The organism is Rhizobium croatiense, from assembly GCF_019793465.1.
GTDB classification, from domain to species: domain Bacteria; phylum Pseudomonadota; class Alphaproteobacteria; order Rhizobiales; family Rhizobiaceae; genus Rhizobium; species Rhizobium croatiense.
The window spans coordinates 1-18,788 of sequence record NZ_JAILYJ010000034.1 but is presented as its reverse complement, the minus strand read 5'-3'; the positions used below and the strand labels follow the sequence as shown (position 1 = coordinate 18,788).

The following is an 18,788-nucleotide window of genomic DNA, read 5'->3' as shown; positions in this document are numbered from 1 at the left end:
AGCGCGTCCTTCCAAGAAAGCCGCTTCGGCGACGACGACCTAACCCGAACCTTGAAAGGGGGCAGGGGCCCATGAGCCTTGATTACGAGAATGACAGCGTTTTGCATGAACAGCTCATTGCGGAAGTGTTAGCGCAATATCCAGACAAGGCGGCGAAGCGCCGCAAGAAGCACCTCAGCGTCGCAACGAGCGGCGACGAGCCTGGCGATGAGCCGAAGGCCCTTTCCGAATGCGACGTCAAATCGAACATCAAGTCCATTCCGGGCGTGGCATGTGCCCAATAGGACCAAGCTTTCGAAGGAAAAAAACGTGTCAAATATTGTATGTGAACGTGACACGGACTGCAGGCGAAAGTCTTTGCGCGCACCGTCGTCGATTTTCGTTCCGAACACAAATAGCGGGGTGCAGTTGCCTTGGTATACTATCTACCCAACAATACAGGAGTTTTCTTCAGAAATCGGCGCCCACACTCATGAGCAATGGCTGAGAAGCCAGGGAACTGATGACGCTGTCTCGCTCTATCTCCACATTCCATTCTGCCGCTCGATGTGCTGGTATTGTGGTTTTCCGACTAGCATCACTCGTCGGGACACTTTGATAACCAATTATCTAGCAATGCTGCGCGAGGAAATCCGCCTGGTCGCCGAGCAAGTGCCGCAGGCACTCTCAGTGGGTGACGTGCACTTTGGCGGCGGATCCCCGACCATTATGCCATCGGCAGACTTCCTGTCGCTAATGGAACTCCTGCGCGGCCGTTTTGCGATTGAGCGAGGTGCAACCATTGCCGTTGAGGTCGACCCGCGCACGTTCACCACCGATATGGCCGAAGCCCTAGAAAGGACCGGTGTGAATCGCGCAAGCGTCGGTGTGCAGAGCTTCGATCCCGTCGTACAAAAAGCGATCAACCGGATTCAGAGCGAGGCGCAAGTGATGACCGCCGTCGAAAACCTCCGCCTGTATGGGGTCAGGCGTATCAATTTCGACTTGATGTTCGGTTTGCCGAACCAAACCGTCCAGTCCTGTCTCGAGAGCGCTATGTTAGCTATTGCGATGCGTCCCGACCGCCTCGCGGTTTTCGGTTATTCCCACGTTCCATCTTTTCGAAAAAATCAGCGCTTGATTGACACAGCAGCACTGCCCGATATAGCCGCGCGAGCTGAGCAGGCCTCAGCCATGGCCGATACGTTAGTTGCAGCAGGCTATCTGCAAATTGGTCTCGACCATTTTGCTTTGCCGGATGACGAGCTTGCAATAGCACAGAGAGCTGGTCGTCTGCGCCGAAATTCGCTTGGTTACTCTGCCGAAACCTGCTCAACTGTCATCGGTTTGGGCGCGTCCGCCATTGGTCGTTGCGGCGACGGTTACGTTCAAAACGATCTCACGCAAAGCTGTTATAACCGGCACATAGCATCCGGCCGCTTGGCGATCTCAAGGGGCTACCGTTTAACTACCGAGGATCGCGTAAGAGCTGCAATCATCGAACAGCTCATGTGCTACTTGGAGGCGGACATATCAGCAATCTGTACGGCTCAGGGATTTGATCAGACCCATCTAGTGAGTTCAGCTAAGCAGCTAGAGATTCTGGCTGAGGATGGGATCGTTGAGTTTGACAACGGTTTAGTCCGTGTGCGGCACGAACGTCGCTCTGCCCTTCGCCATGTCGCTGCCGCGTTCGATGCTTATCTTGGCCGCCAGCCGATCTAGACTGGCAAACGGAGGGCCTTGGAGTGATCACATAATCGAGCTCGAGTTCGTCGAGATGTTAGGCAGGAGGCAAGCCCCCAATTGCTCGATTTTAAATCGATCGCTGAATTCGCAGTCCATGGCATGTGTCGGTCTCGATCGCGTCACAGTTCAGCTCTCGCCACTGGCAAAGAAATCCGCCGTCAAATATCGTGAAAGGTCTGGCGCAGCACGGCTTCACCGGCTCGGTTGAGCGCGCCAACTTGAAGCAGGCGACACCTTCGTTCAAAACGGACCAGACGCCCGGACAGTTCAGCTTGACGCCACCAATGCGGCTTCGATTGCGCAGGCGGCGGAGACGCGCATCCAGGAAACCTGCGGCAGGCTCGATGTCCACGGTGGCGATCGAGCGCGGTTAAATGCCTAGAACATGGCCTAAACACTCTTGTCGTTGATCTCGACGAAATGGGACCGTGTTCGGACCCCAATTATTTGTCCTTGCCGTACACAGGTGATGCTGCCGCTGGCTCCACTACATGCCCGGGGCGACAGGTTGTTGCACTGCGACAGGTCACCGTTCAAACCGCTCCAGCATTGTTCTCAACTGCGCGTTTTGCAGCCTTAGCTTTCTGGCTAGTTGCCTCCTGAGCACCCTGATGTCTTCGTCGAGGCTCATCTGGTCCGCAGTGTGAACTGCCGGGGCAGCGTTTGCAATCGCGGCTGATGCCTTCTTACGCGGGGCGACCTCGAGAGTTCGCTCGAGCCTCGTAGCATCGTGCCCAGCGGCGATGTCGGTACTAAGCCCGCCGAATGGAGGTGGATCGGCCGCCTCAACGTTTTTGGCATCTTGGCCTTCTACCTGATCGTGGCCACCGATTCCGACTTCCTTAGAAACGACAAACTCGGTGGAAATTGCAGGAGAATGGCCGTGACGGGGAGGCCCCTCGCTTGCCGGTCGAACGGCGCTTATCAGGCTCTTCTCGGCAGGCGTTTCGGTCGGACCGGCAATGGCCAATGTGTCCGGCGTAACCTTCTGGTCCGAACCGTTTTCTCGCTTTTGTTCGCGACCCGGTGAGATCAGTCGGGCAAGAAGTTTCCAGGGAGACGCCATCTATCCGACCTCGCGTTTTATCCCGCAAGCAGGCAGTGAGTTTGGGGTCCGGCAACAGCATTACCGTTGCCGAATTGTTTGTCTCGATAAGAATGTAGATACGGTCGCTTATTGACCGGCTGCTTATATCAATCGAGCTTGAGCCGTTTGCGCAGATCTTCATTTTCAGCGCGAAGTTTTTCAGCAAGAAGCTTGCGCAGCCGCTGATTTTCCTCTTCCAACTGCAAAAGGTCTGCCATTTCATCGCTCGCCGTCATCGGGGCAGCCGGCGCTGCCTGCACAGCCTTTGGAGCACGGTGCACAGGTGCGCGTTTGGCGCTCGCCGTGGCTTCGATAGCCTTTGTCTTGCGCCCTCTCCTCTTCACACCACCGTCCCCGGCCAGCGCAGCTGCCGGCTCTGCCGTAGCGTCAGCTAACGCGGTCTCGAGTGCCGCGACTTTTTTGGCGCGCGGTTTGCGCTGTTTCTTCGGCGCATTAGGCGTTTCGACAACGGTCTGTCCATCGACCTTGGTTGTCGTATTAGTCTCGTCGGCCATGCTCATCTCCTGTGTATCTGATGCAGTTGTCGACGGCCCGAGAGGCGCTGTCAACAACTGCTCGGCCTGATCTTGTTCCGGCAAAGACATTTCGCTGTCGGGTTTGCCACTCTGAGAGCTACCTGACAGAAAAGGCAATGCCTCTTCCTCTAGATCGCGCGCGACTGACTTTAGATCCACATTGCCCCAGATCGAGTTCGATCTGGCATCAAGTTTTCGCCTGCCGTTCTTGTACTCGACGGCAAAACTGCGTTGCACTTTTTTCAATATAAGAGGCCTTGGAGAATCCACGGGGTGGCTGATGTTATGCTGGAACAGCACGAATAGCGCCTACCGGACTACCAGTCTATACCCACGGTCTAGCCTGAGGCCAATTTTTTAGCGCCGCGTTATTTTTTGGAGTTACCGCGGCCTCTGCCGATTTATCGTCCCGGTCCCTAAGTGGTGAAGGAGCCGCGCACCAACCCAGGCTTCTCCTTCGTCGGCTGGCGCTTCAAAGACCAGATGCTGCGCACTCACGCCGGGGAAAATGTTGAAGCGCTTGGCCCACGTTTCGCGGCACTCGCAGCGGCGGTGCTGACCAAGACCGAACGCAGTTTCCTTGCAGCTAGCGCCGCCATTAGGCTCATTGATGTGCCGAGACGAACATGCGGCTTGGCTTTGTCGGCTGAAACAAGAGTAGCGAAGGAGTGTTGCTTTTATGACAAGACACGAGGAGTTTGTCGGTCGAATGTCACAGGCGGATCTGCCTTGCACACGGCCGCCATAGAGAGAAGGATGGGGTCGCCGCTCGCTTCACTGCTGAGTCACGCCATCGTTTTCGTGAATGCATTCCATCCAAACAATCGATTTTACTGATCGAAACGGTTGCCATTAGAAGACGCTGAAGAAGCGTTTTGTAAAAGCCGTAATTCGGAGTTCTTAAAATGGGTCCTCGGGTGCCGTGGAGACTGTGCTGGGAAAACGAGATGAGGCAGTCGGTCTGCTGCCTGGTCTCGATCGTTATCTTGCGCTCGACGTGATCGAGTAGAATCTTGGTCGTTGCTTCTCGACGTTTCAGTGGGCTCTCACGGGACGCACTTTTGCCCCGGTCGATGCCGCCTCCTATTCGTCTTCACCGCGCGCTGGTCATCTTTCTACTGCTTCCCCTTCTAGCGTTGTTGCAGATCGGTTCTCACGCCGTGGGCGCCGTTCGACGTGATTATCAATGGCGGTCCCACCGCGTGGTAGCTGAGTTCGGTACTGGCGCATATGCGAATGACGGAGGCCGGCGGCGGAATTCTGTGTGCTATGCCTCGGAGCCAACGCAGGCGCACTCGCCGCTGCAAGGATACGGTCTGCGACCTTTGTAGCGACCACCAAACGTCGTTGTGGCTGTCGGGCGGAAAGATGAAGGACTGGGTAATGTGGATACGTTACGCGGCGTTACTGCCGCAAATGCTTCGGTCTGGGGCTCTGTTAGCGCCGATTGTCGGCAATCTCACCGATCCGGTCACGATCTGATTTCGGCTTCGACCCGTGAACTCTAGCTGCACTGTCAAGCGCCACCCTATGAAACTACGAAAGCCGGTGGCCAGGCCAGAGCGACCTACCTTTCGAAACGAACTGGAGAGCAACATGCTGTGTCTAGGGCTCAGTGGCGGTCTAAGCAGAGTCTACGAAAATTCGTTCGATCTACCGAACACCTTTATGCACGATGGGGCTGCGGTTCTCGTTCGCGACGGGCGAGTGATAGCGGCGGTCGAGGAGGAGCGCCTTAACCGGATCAAGCACTCCAACAAGTTACCAACGCGTTCGATTCAATATTGCCTCGCATCTGCAGGTGTTCAGCTTAGCGACATCGACCGCATCGCGTATTATGCGACCGAGGCCTATTGCAACGCTGTGCTCGAGCGCGTGCGCCTCTCTTACCCAAGCACCCCAATACCGGATGCGAGACTGTTTTTGTGCGGCTTACTCGGGCAAGAATTTGGTGCCGAAATTGATCCCTCACGTGTGTCCTTCGTGAGCCACCATATGTCGCACGCCGTGAGCTCGTTTTTCATGTCGGGCTTCGAGCGAAGTTTGGTCCTCTCAATTGACGGCGGTGGAGACTTTCTTTCGGGGCTTTTGGCGATTGGTTCCAGCACGGAGATTGAGCCACTCGTGACATTCCCGGAGAATGATTCTCTAGGGCTGCTATACTTGGAAACGATCCGCTACCTAGGTTATGGCGCGTTCGATGAATATAAGATCATGGGTCTGGCACCTTACGGCAATCCCGCTTCGTACCGCGAGATCTTCGAACAATTTTACGAACTCCTAGACGACGGTGGTTATCGGGTCCATCTCGACCGAGTTGGTCCTACGTTGCTCAGTAACATTCAAATACGCCAGAAAGGCATGCCGTTCACGCAGCAGCATAAAGATGTGAGTGCTTCACTGCAGGAAGCACTGGAACGGATCGTGTTCCACGTCCTACGGCATTACACCAAGGTTACGGGCATCGAACGACTGTGTTTGGCCGGAGGAGTGGCACACAACTGCACTTTGAATGGCAAGCTGCTGTACTCGGGGATGTTTGACGACATCTTCGTGCAACCGGCGGCCCATGACGCTGGCTGCGCACTAGGCGCCGCATTGATGGCGTCTCATGATCTGGGGCATCCGGCACCTCGTGAGCGTTTGCAAAACGTCTATTGGGGACCCGACCTGGAGAGCGAAGGAAGCGTGGAGGAGGAACTTTTTGCTTGGGGCCAGCATCTCGAAATTGAACGCAGTGATGACGTGACAGGCAAAGCAGCCGAATGGATTGCGGATGGCGCCGTGATCGCCTGGGTGCAGGGGCGTTCGGAGTTCGGTCCACGGGCGCTAGGCAACCGGAGTATTCTTGCTGAACCGAGGCCGGCGTCAAACAAGGATCGAATTAATATGATGGTCAAGAAGCGGGAAGGCTACCGCCCATTTGCTCCCTCGGTATTGGAGGAGGACGCCGTGGAATTCTTTGATCTGCCAGGTACCTTGCGCAAATTTCCTTTTATGAATTTCGTAGTGTCTGTGCGCGAACCCAAGCGTAGTTCGCTAGGCGCCATCACGCACGTAGATGGTACGGCTCGTTTGCAGACAGTGTCACGCGAGACAAATCCCGCATATTGGGAGCTAATCAATGCTTTCGGGAAGCGAACCGGCGTTCCGATCTTGCTCAACACGTCGTTTAACAACAACGCCGAGCCGGTAGTAGATTCGGTTAGGGATGCCGTAACGACTTTTTTGACGACCGACCTGGATGCACTTGTGATCGGTCCATTTCTCGTCAAGAAGCGAATCTCAACGATGGAGGAGTGGAATAAACTAGCAGTTTCCTTGCCACCTTACGCAAGTCTCCATCAGGCGCGTGCATATTCCACCCTGGATCGGCAAGAGACTGTATGTGAGATCCGCACAGGCGCCTCCAGCCTGCAGGCCGTGCGTATTTCACCGGAGTTGTTTGAACAGCTAATTAGGATTGAGGGAGAAGCCCTGGTTGGAGACATTTTGGATGGAATCGCGCCGGTTTCAGGTAGTCGTGAGACTTTCCTAAATGAACTTCGGCAGATTTGGGAGCAGCGTTGCATATGCTTAAGCCCGGTACGTGGCCGCAAATCACAGGTATCCGTCCCCGCTGAGGCCTCGGTGACTAGTGGGCTTTCAGCATAGCTTGGGGTCGCTTCGTTACGCCAAACAAACTCGCGAATAACAAAGCCCGCGACAGACAATGCGCCGTGCCCACCTATCGCACGGCGAAGCGTCAACAACCATGTCGAAAGAAGGGCCAAATGGCTCGGTATTTCAGTGATATCCTGCCCGAGCTCGTTCAGCAGTGGCACTTCGAAAACTTAAGGAGAATGTGATGGATCCGGTGTGTGGGTTAGACGTACATCGACAGATCGTTTCGCTTCTCGATAAGCCTAACCCTGTAATCTTTGACATTGGGTGCAATGACGGAAGCGATGCTCAACGCTTTCTGCGCCTTCTTCCGAGCGCCCAGCTCTATTGCTTTGAGCCAGACCCCAGAGCCGCTGCACGCTTCAAGGAAAAATGGGTTCTGATCGGGATCGGATGAGGCTATCCGAGGTTGCGATCAGCGACCGAAACGCGAGGATCGAGTTTCATCCCAGCAATGGCAATGACAGCGCTAAGGAATGGGATCTCTCGGGCTCGATACGCCGTCCCAAGAACCATCTTTCTGAGTACGAGTGGGTTCGGTTTGACCCTCCGATTTCGGTTGAGACTAGGAGGCTGGATGACTGGTGCAGCGAAGCTGGCCTAGAGAACATAGATCTCATCTGGATGGATGTGCAGGGAGCCGAGGCCGACGTTATTGCCGGTGGCAATCAGATCCTGATGAGAACGCGTTACATATATGCTGAGTATAGTGATCATGAGCTCTATGAAGGTCAGCTTCCCCTGCGCGCCATTCTTGAGCTCTTACCTTCCTTCCAGGTGGTAGTTGAGTATCCCCGAGGAGTGGAGGGTGACGTTTTGCTTAAAAACTCAAGCCTATAGCCGGTTCCCTTTTTGGGATTCAAGAACCGCGCGAGTTTGCCGGAGGCTTCAACTCATGAGAGATTGGAGCCGATATGAGCAAGACAACGAACAATTTCTCGCCTGAAGTCCTCCGCATGGTGCTGGATCACGAAGCCGAGCACCCCGCGCGGTGGGCTGCCGTTTCATCTATCGCGGCCAAGATCGGTTTCTTGCCGGCCACGCACGCTGCACGAATGGGTGAAGAAGACCGAGGTCGATAGCGGTAAGCGAGCAGGCCGGCCGAACGATGTCGCTGAGAATATGAAGGCTCTTGAGCGGGAGAGCCGCGAGCTTCGTCAGGCCAACGCGATTGTGCGCAAAGCGTCGGCGTATTTTGCCCAGGCGAAACCTGCCACCGGAAAAGACGCTCGACAGCTTTGATTTTGATGCAGTCCCTATGCTCTCCAGGCCCAGGTCATGGCCATTGCCGCTGGCGACAGCTGGGTCGCGAAAGGTGCCAATATCCTCATGTTCGGTACGCCGGGCGGCGGAAAGAGCCATCTCGCCGCGGCCCTCGACCTCGCGCTGATCGAGAACGGTTGGCGGGTGCTGTTCACTCGCACGACCGACCTCGTCCAGAAACTGCAGGTCGCACGGCGTGAACTCCAGCTCGAATCCGCCGTCGCAAAGCTCGACAAGTTCGATCTGCTTATCCTCGACGACCTGGCCTACGTCACTAGGACCAGGCCTAAACCCGCGTGCTCTTCGAACTCATCTCCGCAAGATATGAGCGGCGCTCCATCATCATCACCGCCAATCAGCCCTTTGGAGAATGGAACCGCGTCTTTCCGGACCCGGCCATGACGCTTGCCGCGGTGGACCGACTTGTTCATCACGCTACGATCATTCGAAATGAACGTCGAAAGCTAACGGCGACGTTCCGCGATGGAAGCCAAACGTGGTCGACCCAGCCGGCTTGCGGCCATTACCTCTATCTCATTGCAAAACGATGACACTGAAACGTCAGGAATCCGGTCTTCTCCATACAAGGCAGCCGATCGAACAAAATGTCGTAGCCTGACGGGAGACGCAGGGGTGTCCCTCCCGCATGCGGCGCCCTTTGCTATCCCGGATGAAGGGGATGGCGGCAACGACATGCGCAAGCCCACTGAGGATAGAAGGACTGGGTGAAAAGACGCCCCTGAAAACAGTGGGTTTGGCGACACTTGTTGGTTCGGGCAGGCAAGACGTCGTCTACATGCATCGAATGGATGACTCGCATTTAAACAATAGATTTCACCAATTTTCGCGGATGCTCCATAGACGGCCGTCTCCACTCCACCGGGTATGATCCGTTGAAAGGCTCTCAACCAATCCAACAACGCCTGTAGCCCCGAAGCACTGGCGGCGGGAATGGCATCAATCCTACCTGGTATCGCCTGGCCTTAGCCGAAGAAAGGAAACGTCTCATGAAGGTTACTGGTTACTACGTCATCGTTGCAGCGTTGCTCGCATTGGCATTGCGGGCCGGGCCGTCACTTGCAGCAGATGATCGTAACCAAGATTGCGGCCCGGCGACAAGTGACCCCCGCGCAAACCTGAATGGTGCTGACAAAGCCCATTCAGCGGAGCACACTCAAGACTTCAATTGCCAAGATACTCCTGCCGAAGAAGGTGAGTGCTACGAGTGCGTCTTACCCCCCGAAGTACGTATTGAAGGCGCCGAAGTGATCGACGTCGCAGACCGAAACTTTTATCCGCGGAAAACACTGCTACTCGCCAGAATGATCAGGCACCACTGAATCGTGTCGGTTGAAGGTAGCAGTAAGACCATCAAAGCCACGGCGGCTGGAACATCGATACTTTCTCAATTTTAGGCGACCCTTTGCTTGCTGATCTCTCGTGGCGCCGCATTGCGACACCAAGCCTTTTCACCTTTTATCTCGCCACCTCGCTACGGATGAAGACATGCGGTTCAAGGGCCTTGATCTGAATCTCCTCGTCGCACTCGACGCCCTGATGACCGAGCGTAATCTCACGGCGGCAGCGCGCAGCATCAACTTGAGCCAACCGGCCATGAGCGCGGCCGTCGGCAGGTTACGCACCTATTTCAATGACGACCTTTTTACCATGGTCGGTCGCGAACTCGTTCCAACCCCGCGTGCGGAGCGGCTCGCGCCTTCGGTCCGCGAGGCTCTGCTTCACATCCAGGTCTCGATCATATCTTGGGATCCGTTTTGCCCTGCTCAATCGGATCGCTGCTTCAGAGTTATTCTTTCCGATTACGCCGCACTCGTTTTTTTTGAAAAGGTCGTGACGCGTGTCGCCCGAGAAGCGCCCGCCGTCAGCTTCGAGTTGCTGCCGATCGCCGATAACTACGATGAGTACTTGCGGCGCGGTGACGCCGATTTTCTCATCTTTCCGGAATTGCTCATGTCGCGCGCACATCCTAAGGTGGCGTTATTCGAGGAGACCCTCGTGTGCGTGGGCTGCCACTCGAACAAGCTACTCTCGGAGCAACTTACACTCGAGAGGTATATGTCGATGGGACACGTTGTGGTGAAGTTTGGGAACGCTAGGACGGCTTCCTTCGAGGAATGGTGTTTGCTTGGGCATGGGCTTAAGAGACATGTCGAAGTAGTCGTGCAGGGCTTCAGCATGGTTCCGTTCATGCTTTCAGGGACCGAGCGCATAGCGACAATGCCCTTACGCCTGGTCAAGCAGCTCGAAAAGACAATACCCCTGCGGATCGCCGACCTTCCGCTACCGCTGCCCGCGTTCACACAGGCCCTCCAATGGCCCGCGCTTCACAATAGTGGTCAGGCAAGCCTCTGGATGCGGGACGTGCTATGTCAGGAAGCATCCCGCATGCCCTCGCCCCATGAGGTAATGAGACGTCTCAGGATTTCCTAGCATTCTTTCGTGGTTTTGTCGTTCGGCGTGATTCATGGCGTCGGAATGAGGAGCCTCTTTGAGACGTCGCCGCTACAGTCTCACGGATGATCGATCCTGTCCCGCTGGCCCAACAGCCGCGCTGACTGACGACCAAGTATGGAGGAACTGGACAGATGCTCTCCTACGCCCGCCGTTCAACGACCAATGAAACAACCTCCTCGACAGTTTGTCGACGACGCAAGTCGAAGGTTCACGCAGCTCCAATCGACATTAGAGTCTGTCAGGGTTATTCTGAACCATACCCTGCATGTCTGAGGTAGTTGGAGCACTCCTGGGGACTGAACGCCTTCAAGAGTTCTCCAATGCGTCTCCATGTAGTTTCAACGGTTCGTTCGTCTGCCTTTCTGACGAGTGTCTTGAGCTTTGCGAACATCATCTCGATGGGATTGAGGTCGGGGCTGTAGGGCGGCAGGAAAAAGAGATGTGCACCGACATCTCGGATCGCATCGCGGGCCGGCTTTCCCTTGTGGCTTCCCAGATTGTCGAGGATGACGATGTCACCGGATTTGAGTGTCGGGACCAGACATTGGCGAACCCATGCGGTAAAAGCGATGCCATTGATGGGACCATCGAGGACGAAGGGGGCAACGATGCTATCGCGGCGTAAGCCGGCCAGGAAGGTCAGTGTCTTCCAATGACCATGAGGGACTTTTGCAATGAGGGGCTCTCCCCGCTGACACCAGCCGCAGGTGCGCGTCATGTTGGTCTTGACCCAAGTCTCGTCGATGAAGACGAGACGGTCCGGATCAGGCCGGTGCTGATGGGTCTTCCATCGCATCCGGAACCGGGCCACCTTCGGGCGGTCTTGCTCGCTTGCCACCATCGTTTTTTTTGAAGGTCTTGCCTTCGCTGCGCAGAAAGCGCCAGACGGTGTCGTGAGACACGTTGATCCCCGCAGCCTTCAGGTCCGCCGACAGTGCGCGCACCGTCCAGTCGGACTTGACTTGTAGCCGCTGACGCACTGCATCGGCGGCCGCACCCCTCAGTGTCGGTTTGACATAGCCGCCGATCTTCGCCGGCACCAGGCCTTTACCTGAACGATCGAGTTGTCCGATCCGCACCGCTGTCGCAGCCGATATGCCAAACCGCTCCGCTGCGGCGCGAACCGTAATGCCATCACTCAACGCTGTCGCAATGCGCGTTCGCAAATCCAGAGAAAGAGGTCGCACCATCATTGCCGGCCTCCACACCAGCAATGACCTTGAATCACAAAATTGAAGGCAAGGGAATCTCCGCACGATTCCGATTAGCGCTGACAGACTCTAGCAAGGAGCGGCAAACCAACCCCTAATATGGGACGGGTTCACCACATCCGAGCCGTGGCGCCAGATTGCCCTCCGGTGATACCTCAACGTCTTTATTTTTGCGGCAGAACATTCTCACTGCCCTTTTCCACCTGATCGATCACGAGCAGCTTTACCGGCTCGGTGCCGTTGTTCGCCCCTTTATGCCATATCCCCCAGGACTCGACGATAAAATTCCCTGCCGTGAAAATGCTTTCTTTCCCAGATTCTGTATTGGTGACCGTGATCTCCCCGGAAAGCACATAGCCATAGCGCTGATAGCGATGCTGATGAATTGGCAACGTCGCACCGGGCGCAATCTCATAAATCGAAGCGATGACCTCGACATCCTTCCGTGGAACGATGATGGGCTGACCGGCAATCGTACGATCGGTCCTTAAGATAGGCGTAGCCGCGACCGCATTGTTTTCGAACGCGTTCGCGGGACACGCCAGAGCAAAGAGCGCCGTAGCGATTGAGATGACCTTCATTTGCTTTTCTCCTGATACACGCCGGATCTTCCTGAAGGGTGTTTGCTTCCGAGTTCGGCCAGTTGCAGAGCGACAAACCTGCATCGTCTCACCGGCGCCGACACGGGTTCATTTGTTCCCGGACTATGATGATTATCTTCAGAGCTCTGCGGGTCTTTTCAAGATACTGCATCGCAATACCCCTCATGGCGTGGTGGCGAGTAGCGTCAAGACATCAGGCGCCGACGCAACAGCGCTGCCGACAGGAAGAACGGCAAAATCGCGTAGATGCAAAGCGCGCCTATATGCATGCCCATGCTGCCCGCGGGGCGCCCAAGCATTGCCGGGCGTATGAGGTCGATCGCATGCGCTAGAGGCAAGAACTGCGCTACCTGCTGAAAGGCCTGGGGCAGTTGCGCGATTGGAAACACCGCGCCGCACAAGAACAGCATTGGTGTCAGGACGAGCGTCTGGTAAAAAATGAAATACTCGTAACTGGGCGCAAGCGCCGTGACTACCATCGCAAGGCTCGCGAATGCAAATCCAGTGAGCATGATAACTGGCAGCACATAGACGACTGATGGCCACGTCGTATAGCCTAGCACGGTGGCGACGATTATGATTCCCGTACCGGCAAGAAATGCCTTGCTCGCTGCCCATGCCAACTCACCCAGGATGATGTCCCCAAGTGTCATTTGTGTGTAGAGCATGGCTTCCCAGGTGCGTTGGGCGTGCATTCGCGTAAAGGCCGCGTAAATCGTCTCGAACGTCGCAGAGGTCATCGCACTTGTCGCCACCATGCCGCCCGCCAAGAACGCAACGTAAGTTGTGCCGTCAACGCGACCCACAATAATTCCGAGGCCAAGGCCGAGGCCAAAAAGGTAGATCATAGGATCGGCCAGACTTCCAACAATTGACGCAAGTGCTACTTTCTTCCATGCCAGATAGTTGCGTCGCCATATCGCAATCCAGTTAAAAGCGTTGGCGGGCAGAGCCGCGGCACAACCTTCACCCATCGTTCACTTCTCCATCTCGCGCCCGGTCAACCGCAAAAACACATCCTCAAGATTCGGCGGACGCTGCAGAATGCGCAAGCCCGCGCGCTCCCGCAACCGCACACGCACCTGCTCCGGGTCGGACACATAGCAAAAAAGGGTCTCGCCGCTAATTTCGACGCGATCGGCATATGGCCCGACCAGCGATTCCAATTCATGCGGATCGCCGCCGTAGATCTCAATGACTTCGCACCCGATCAGTTCATCGATCAGGTCATGCGGACGCCCTTCGGCAATGCTGCGACCTCTTTCGAGTACGCAGAGTCGATCGCATAGCCGTTCGGCCTCTTCCATGAAATGGGTGGTCAAGATGATCGTTTTGCCGCGCGTAAGCAGGGAACGCAGGCGCTCCCAGATCAGGTGGCGCGCGTGCGGGTCGAGACCGGTGGTCGGCTCGTCCATGACAAGTAGCTGCGGGTCATTGATCAACGCACGCGCTAGCGTCAGGCGCCGCTTCATGCCGCCTGAAAGTTCAGACACACGCGCATTCACCTTGCTCTCTAGGCGTGCAAACTCAAGGAGCGACGGCATGACCGCCTCGACTTTGCGTGTATTCATGCCGAAGTAGCGGCCGTAGACCAGCAGATTCTCGCGCACAGTGAATTCAGGCTCAAGGTTGTCGAATTGCGGCACCACGCCGATACCCTTTCGCGCCAAGCGAGCCTGGGCAGGCACCGGCACGCCGAGCACAGTAATCTTCCCCGCATCAGGGGCTGTCATGCCAAGGATCATGCGTGCGATCGTGCTCTTGCCCGCGCCGTTCGGTCCAAGCAGCCCGAAGCATTGCCCCGGAGAAACGCGGAACGATAGCGCGTTGACCACGGCCTTGTCGCCATATGTCTTGCTTACGTCGGAAAAATCTATTGCGGACATGAACATGCGCTCATCTGACCGTCGGGCGCCGTTGACTGGCATTTCTTCGGTTGGTTGTGTTCTTCTTGGTCCATCGCACCGTATGTGTTCATTGCGTCTCCATTAAAGGGCCGCAGCAGCATCCGGGAAAACGCCTCGTCCGTGGTAATTGGCACTCGTGTTGCAGAGCAGCCGAATGTCCCTGAGCTTGTTACATTCGAAGAGTAGCTCGGCGACTTCACGGAGAGAGTGCCTGGGATGGTCTGCAATCGTGCAGATTCATCGAGATGGACAACAGCCGGAATTCTGTCCTGGCATCTCATCCGCGTCTGATGCTTAAACAACATTTCACAATCCGGAGTTCGAGGGATGACTATATAAGGCGCACGCTCCTCCAGGCAGATCGGCGCCACGAGGCGGAGCCACGGGCTGCGGTGGCCGCGCGGCACCTATCACGATAATAGTTCTTGCAGGGAAATGCCCTGTCATTGGAACGAGACCGGGGCCCTCGACGGATTCGAGAGAACTGTCAGCATTGCACCCCTTCCATCGATGATTTGATCAATAACGCGTTGATCCGGACCGTGTTGCGCCAATGCGGCGCCAATCACGTCGAGATTGTCTAGAGTTTCATATCGCGGGTCGTTGCCCCGCTTCTCCTGCTCGACGCAGGAGGCGAGCCACCCATCCTCGACAAGCGCGTCCGCTCCGTCACGGGTCAATTTTGTACCACAGACGCGCATAGTGTCTCCATGTCTGAACGTCGAGGGTTGGGGCCGTTAAGAGGCAGAAATCGGATTCCGGAAACAGGCGAGTAAGCAATCTTCGTTGACCGACCCACCCCGACACTCAAGCCGCTCTAGCTCGAGCAAAGTTTCGTTCAGCATGCCGAGGACCGTCTCAGCACCAGCAACGTGGCCCCAGCGACGACAATTGGCGTCGCGCGCCGATCCGAAAACCAGATATCCACCTGGCGCAAGCATCCGCACTAAATTCCGAACAGCCCCTCTCATCTCGGCTATTCCTCCAACGTAGTAGAGCACTTCCGCCACAACGATCAAATCAAACCTCTCGTCAGGTGAAAACTGTTGAACATCAGAGACTATCCAGCTGATGTGCGGAGAATCCCTCATGCGTCGACGCGATCTTTCTATAGCGTGAGGCACAACATCGATCACGGTGAGCCGTTTGCAGTGGGGGGCTAGCTGCACCGTAAATGCGCCGGCAGCGCATCCCACTTCGAGCGCATTTGAGATGGATCCCTGGGCAAGCGCCAAGCGGAGCATTTGCGTGTGACGCTCACGCTCGAATGGATTGGCGTCGAGTCCCCATGGATCGGGTGCAGCCAGTTCCCGATTCAGCAATTGATAATTGTCGCTCTGTGTCAACTCGTTCACCTCGGTAAATAGATCTTACTCGTCGCTGCACATGCAGTCAGACGTCGTTCGCCTGGCAGAATCGCGGGCGGGGTTGAGCCTTCGAGGCGCTGTCGCATGTCCAGAACATTCTGTAGTGCGCGCATCAGTCGCCGGATGTTGATTCGAGTTGCCAGCAGAGCTGCGCGACAGCCAGTCGCTATTGCTCAGCGTGCACAGCGCGTAGGCTTTCAAGGGCAGTAGCAGAAAAATATTGATGAATGCATGCAGAGAGAACCCGAGGAACCGTCGTTGGCGGGCCCGGAGCGCGACAACGCTGCAGTGGATCATCGTCATGGCCACGATCATCAGGGATGCCAACCAAGGCACGGTGCCCGTCAATGCAAGCTGTGCGAGCCCCGTCAGCACTGATAGTGCCAGAAGCAGCGGTCCGAGGTTCTGTCCGACAACGTCGAGCGTAAGGAAGCGATGGAGGTTGGGCAGCAGGCGCAGCCCAAGCAACGTGTCCCGGTACGTGCTCCGCGCCCAGCGTAGTTGTTGGCGCAGATACGGTCCTAGCTTGTTCGGAACGACTGTCGCTGCGATGGCGCTCGGCACGTACTCCGTTCGAAAGCCTGCCTTCAGCATAAGAATGGTGAGATGCCGATCCTCACCGAAATCGCTTGGCTTTCCCCGAAAATACTGTGATTCGTACTGGTCAAGCAGCGAAGCGAGCGCAGAGCGACGGTAGATAGCACATGGACCGCAGCAGCACATAACGGCTCCGAAGCGAGCTTGTGCCGCACGCTCCTCGTTGCAAGCCAGCCAGTACTCCATATCGATCAAACGGGTCAGCCAACTATCGTTTCGGTTGCGGGCCGTCAACTGTCCCATGGCCGCGCCGACAGCCGGATCTTGCATTTTAGGCACGAGCTTCCTGATGACGTCAGATGCGAGGATCGTGTCGGAGTCGACGTTTAACACCATATCTCCAGCAGAGCGGCGTATCGCGGCGATCTGTGCCTTCCGTTTACCAACATTCTGGGGAAGCAGGAGAATATTGAATCTGGGGTCTCGTGCGAAGGCCTCGTGCACAGGTCGCAAAGCCTCGCGATTTTCGGAACCGTCATCAACTAGGTAAACCTGCAGCCTTCCCCCGTATTCCTGACCCGCAATAGAAGCCAGGCACTCCGAAAGCGTGCGGGGATCCTCGTTGAAGCTTGGCACGATGACATCTACGCTGGGCAGCTCCTCAAAGCCGGCCAAGCTCTGGGACGCCAATGAAACATCGGTCGGCAGAGAATAAACGGCCTGCACGCTTTTATAAGCAGTCGAGAGAAGTGCATAAAGCGAGACGGCGACAGTGCTGGTTGTGTCAAGCATATCCATCAGAACTCCCGAGGAAGCGAGCGGAATACAAAGCCGCGATCATGCAAAGCTGGAATTATGCTAGATAACGCCATGATAGTCTGGTGGCGCAGACTGCGGTCAGTTCCTTGTTGCATTTCACTGGAGGGACAACCGTCGTGCAAGAGCACGATTGACCCCGGCCGGACAGACTGCAGCACATCATTGACAATGCCGTCGGCCCCGGGAAGAGACCAGTCTCGCGGATCTACCGACCAGTGCACGGCAGTGAGTTCCGCATTCGCCGAAACCTTGAGCACTTCTTCGGTCCAGATGCCGTAAGGAGCCCGGATGTGCCGCACCACCGCCTGAGGCGACGCCATTTTTATGGCTCTGTTTGTCTCGAGTATCTGACGTTGCACCTCGTCGGGTTCGCAGTCAGACAGGTCTGGATGCGTCATTGTGTGGTTGGCGACTTCATGTCCCTCTGCAATCATTCGCTGGATCAATTTAGATTGATCGGCCAGGAACTCGCCGATGACGAAGAATGTTGCCGGCACCCGGTGTTCAGCCAGAATATCGAGAATCTCCGGTGTACAAAATGGATGCGGACCGTCGTCGAACGTCAAATAAACGCTGTGACTACCAGTGCCGTCATCGCGCTCACCGTGCACTTCGCACGAGCAATCGAGGTGCGTCATTGCTCTCGTCCTTTCCGGTAAATTATCCTGGTGGCATTCGGAGACCGGCCACCAAAGGGTAGGATGATGACGCCGCGCGTGGACGCAGGTCGAAACGCGCGCGTGGCAGCGTGTAGCGTACGCCGTTTCCCCAAAATAGCGGTCACCAGGCCGCCTCGTCTGAATCTGTCAATACCGCGGCTCGTTGCGGACTGTACCGAGTGCGATTGGTGGTGAACCCCCGAGCTGTCGACGATTGCAAGGTGATGCAATGGGCTGATCGACCGCTTATGCAAGCATTACATTCCAAAGCCACACATTTGACCCCTCTACACCACTGGGCGCGCCATCGACGACTTGATTTCCGTCAAGATGCTCGTCTAATGGATCACGCCATTCAATTCGTAAAATCGATTGTTTGGATGATACCCATTCACAGCATAGATAAAATTCGAGCTCCACGGTTCCTGCTAACGGACCGAGCCTGTTGTCGTGACTGGCGGGGGACTTGCGTCGTCGTTCCCTGGAAGAACTTATGAGCCGATTCAAGATATTGCTGGCGTACGGGTTATTTGCGATGACCAGATCACCAGTTCTCATTTCCGGGACCGTTCTTCCCATCATGGTGGAACAAGCCCTCAATCGAGAGTGTTTACCGCCCCGATGAACAAATTTTCCGGGAACGTGAACCGAGCTTCTTTAAGCCCAGGACGATACTGATGCTAACACGGTAGTTTGTGATGCCTGTTAATGTGGCGGTGCGACCAAGCTGCCGAACGCCAGATATTTCAGATGACCTGCCACTGAATTTTCATCCGGCGGCGATTAGAGCCTCGGCGGTCTTTGAAACGCTCCCAAACGTTGGACCACCGGATGCTAGAGTTTTCCGGCTTCATTCAGGGAGGCGGGCTGGTTGCGCCTCCCGAATTCACCAACGAGATCGGCACCTTGTTGCCGATCGCACCATGAGGTCTTT

Annotated in this window: 15 protein-coding genes and 5 pseudogenes; 9 read left to right on the top strand and 11 right to left on the bottom strand. The window is 56.0% G+C overall.

Going from position 1 to position 18,788, the window contains the following annotated elements; translation table 11 throughout:
- Window positions 1-71: 71 nt before the first annotated feature.
- Window positions 72-269, top strand: a pseudogene (locus tag K6M89_RS30090) (hypothetical protein); the annotation flags it as partial.
- A gap of 88 nt (window positions 270-357) precedes the next feature.
- Window positions 358-1,704, top strand: coding sequence for an oxygen-independent coproporphyrinogen III oxidase (hemN, locus tag K6M89_RS30085; RefSeq protein ID WP_018247211.1), 1,347 nt, complete (start codon window positions 358-360; stop codon window positions 1,702-1,704).
- 550 nt (window positions 1,705-2,254) lie between these two features.
- On the opposite strand, the gene K6M89_RS30080 is transcribed toward hemN, so the two are convergent.
- Window positions 2,255-2,794 (bottom strand): hypothetical protein, encoded by a 540-nt coding sequence (locus tag K6M89_RS30080; protein WP_004679185.1) that lies wholly within the window; start codon window positions 2,792-2,794, stop codon window positions 2,255-2,257.
- A 128-nt stretch (window positions 2,795-2,922) separates the two neighbouring features.
- Window positions 2,923-3,597 carry an MreC domain-containing protein gene (locus K6M89_RS30075; protein ID WP_008536492.1) on the bottom strand — a complete coding sequence of 225 codons (675 nt, stop codon included), beginning with the start codon at window positions 3,595-3,597 and terminating at the stop codon, window positions 2,923-2,925.
- A gap of 1,350 nt (window positions 3,598-4,947) precedes the next feature.
- On the opposite strand from K6M89_RS30075, the gene K6M89_RS30070 reads away from it, so the two are divergent.
- The 6 genes and pseudogenes from K6M89_RS30070 (at window position 4,948) to nodD1 (ending at window position 10,728) form a co-directional block, all read left to right on the top strand.
- A complete protein-coding gene (locus tag K6M89_RS30070) occupies window positions 4,948-7,005 on the top strand; it encodes a carbamoyltransferase family protein (RefSeq protein ID WP_004679190.1) in 2,058 nt (685 codons plus the stop codon).
- Between the two features lie 381 nt (window positions 7,006-7,386).
- Window positions 7,387-7,854 carry an FkbM family methyltransferase gene (locus K6M89_RS30065; RefSeq protein WP_274533449.1) on the top strand — a complete coding sequence of 156 codons (468 nt, stop codon included), beginning with the start codon at window positions 7,387-7,389 and terminating at the stop codon, window positions 7,852-7,854.
- Between the two features lie 74 nt (window positions 7,855-7,928).
- A pseudogene (locus K6M89_RS30060) lies at window positions 7,929-8,232 on the top strand (transposase); the annotation flags it as partial.
- Window positions 8,198-8,742, top strand: a pseudogene (gene istB / locus K6M89_RS30055) (IS21-like element helper ATPase IstB); the annotation flags it as partial. The pseudogenes K6M89_RS30060 and istB, both read left to right, overlap by 35 nt.
- Before the next feature lie 542 nt (window positions 8,743-9,284).
- Window positions 9,285-9,617 carry a nodulation protein NolE gene (nolE, locus tag K6M89_RS30050; protein WP_018247213.1) on the top strand — a complete coding sequence of 111 codons (333 nt, stop codon included), beginning with the start codon at window positions 9,285-9,287 and terminating at the stop codon, window positions 9,615-9,617.
- A gap of 166 nt (window positions 9,618-9,783) precedes the next feature.
- Window positions 9,784-10,728: a transcriptional regulator NodD1 gene (gene nodD1, locus K6M89_RS30045; RefSeq protein ID WP_018247214.1), complete on the top strand. Its 945-nt coding sequence runs from the start codon at window positions 9,784-9,786 to the stop codon at window positions 10,726-10,728.
- Between the two features lie 268 nt (window positions 10,729-10,996).
- Here nodD1 and K6M89_RS30040 read toward each other — a convergent pair.
- The 9 genes and pseudogenes from K6M89_RS30040 to nodB form a co-directional block, all read right to left on the bottom strand.
- Window positions 10,997-11,942 (bottom strand): IS630 family transposase gene (locus K6M89_RS30040; RefSeq protein WP_165918605.1). Its coding sequence is split into 2 segments (ribosomal slippage): window positions 10,997-11,602 and window positions 11,604-11,942, totalling 945 coding nucleotides; the frame shifts between segments, so codons are not numbered across the junction.
- 185 nt (window positions 11,943-12,127) lie between these two features.
- Window positions 12,128-12,544 (bottom strand): cupin domain-containing protein, encoded by a 417-nt coding sequence (locus K6M89_RS30035; RefSeq protein WP_004679201.1) that lies wholly within the window; start codon window positions 12,542-12,544, stop codon window positions 12,128-12,130.
- 206 nt (window positions 12,545-12,750) lie between these two features.
- Entirely contained in the window at window positions 12,751-13,539 is a 789-nt protein-coding gene (locus K6M89_RS30030) for a nodulation factor ABC transporter permease subunit NodJ (protein ID WP_004679202.1), read from the bottom strand.
- A gap of 3 nt (window positions 13,540-13,542) precedes the next feature.
- On the bottom strand, window positions 13,543-14,457 hold the full coding sequence (nodI, locus tag K6M89_RS30025) for a nodulation factor ABC transporter ATP-binding protein NodI (protein WP_018247215.1): 915 nt from the start codon (window positions 14,455-14,457) through the stop codon (window positions 13,543-13,545).
- A 99-nt stretch (window positions 14,458-14,556) separates the two neighbouring features.
- Window positions 14,557-14,849: pseudogene (locus tag K6M89_RS30020) on the bottom strand (carbamoyltransferase C-terminal domain-containing protein); the annotation flags it as partial.
- 66 nt (window positions 14,850-14,915) lie between these two features.
- Window positions 14,916-15,173, bottom strand: a complete 258-nt coding sequence (locus K6M89_RS30015; protein WP_004679207.1) for a carbamoyltransferase N-terminal domain-containing protein — start codon at window positions 15,171-15,173, stop codon at window positions 14,916-14,918.
- Window positions 15,174-15,209: 36 nt separating this feature from the next.
- Entirely contained in the window at window positions 15,210-15,827 is a 618-nt protein-coding gene (nodS, locus tag K6M89_RS30010; protein WP_010028264.1) for a nodulation methyltransferase NodS, read from the bottom strand.
- Between the two features lie 15 nt (window positions 15,828-15,842).
- On the bottom strand, window positions 15,843-17,174 hold the full coding sequence (gene nodC / locus K6M89_RS30005) for a chitooligosaccharide synthase NodC (protein ID WP_004679211.1): 1,332 nt from the start codon (window positions 17,172-17,174) through the stop codon (window positions 15,843-15,845).
- Complete coding sequence (gene nodB, locus K6M89_RS30000; RefSeq protein ID WP_004679213.1) at window positions 17,174-17,833, bottom strand: chitooligosaccharide deacetylase NodB; 660 nt, start codon at window positions 17,831-17,833, stop codon at window positions 17,174-17,176. The genes nodC and nodB overlap by 1 nt, the downstream gene beginning before the upstream one ends.
- A 401-nt stretch (window positions 17,834-18,234) precedes the next feature.
- Between nodB and K6M89_RS31720 the strand changes: the two are divergent.
- Window positions 18,235-18,604 (top strand): annotated as a pseudogene (locus K6M89_RS31720) (nodulation protein NodZ); the annotation flags it as partial.
- Window positions 18,605-18,788 lie beyond the last annotated feature (184 nt).

Coding starts and splice junctions, on each gene's coding strand:
- K6M89_RS30080 (WP_004679185.1), bottom strand. CDS start 2,794: ATGGCGTCTCCCTGGAAACTTCTTGCCCGACTGATCTCACCGGGTCGC.
- K6M89_RS30070 (WP_004679190.1), top strand. CDS start 4,948: ATGCTGTGTCTAGGGCTCAGTGGCGGTCTAAGCAGAGTCTACGAAAAT.
- K6M89_RS30065 (WP_274533449.1), top strand. CDS start 7,387: ATGGGTTCTGATCGGGATCGGATGAGGCTATCCGAGGTTGCGATCAGC.
- nolE (WP_018247213.1), top strand. CDS start 9,285: ATGAAGGTTACTGGTTACTACGTCATCGTTGCAGCGTTGCTCGCATTG.
- nodD1 (WP_018247214.1), top strand. CDS start 9,784: ATGCGGTTCAAGGGCCTTGATCTGAATCTCCTCGTCGCACTCGACGCC.
- K6M89_RS30035 (WP_004679201.1), bottom strand. CDS start 12,544: ATGAAGGTCATCTCAATCGCTACGGCGCTCTTTGCTCTGGCGTGTCCC.
- K6M89_RS30030 (WP_004679202.1), bottom strand. CDS start 13,539: ATGGGTGAAGGTTGTGCCGCGGCTCTGCCCGCCAACGCTTTTAACTGG.
- nodI (WP_018247215.1), bottom strand. CDS start 14,457: ATGTTCATGTCCGCAATAGATTTTTCCGACGTAAGCAAGACATATGGC.
- K6M89_RS30015 (WP_004679207.1), bottom strand. CDS start 15,173: ATGCGCGTCTGTGGTACAAAATTGACCCGTGACGGAGCGGACGCGCTT.
- nodC (WP_004679211.1), bottom strand. CDS start 17,174: ATGGATATGCTTGACACAACCAGCACTGTCGCCGTCTCGCTTTATGCA.
- nodB (WP_004679213.1), bottom strand. CDS start 17,833: ATGACGCACCTCGATTGCTCGTGCGAAGTGCACGGTGAGCGCGATGAC.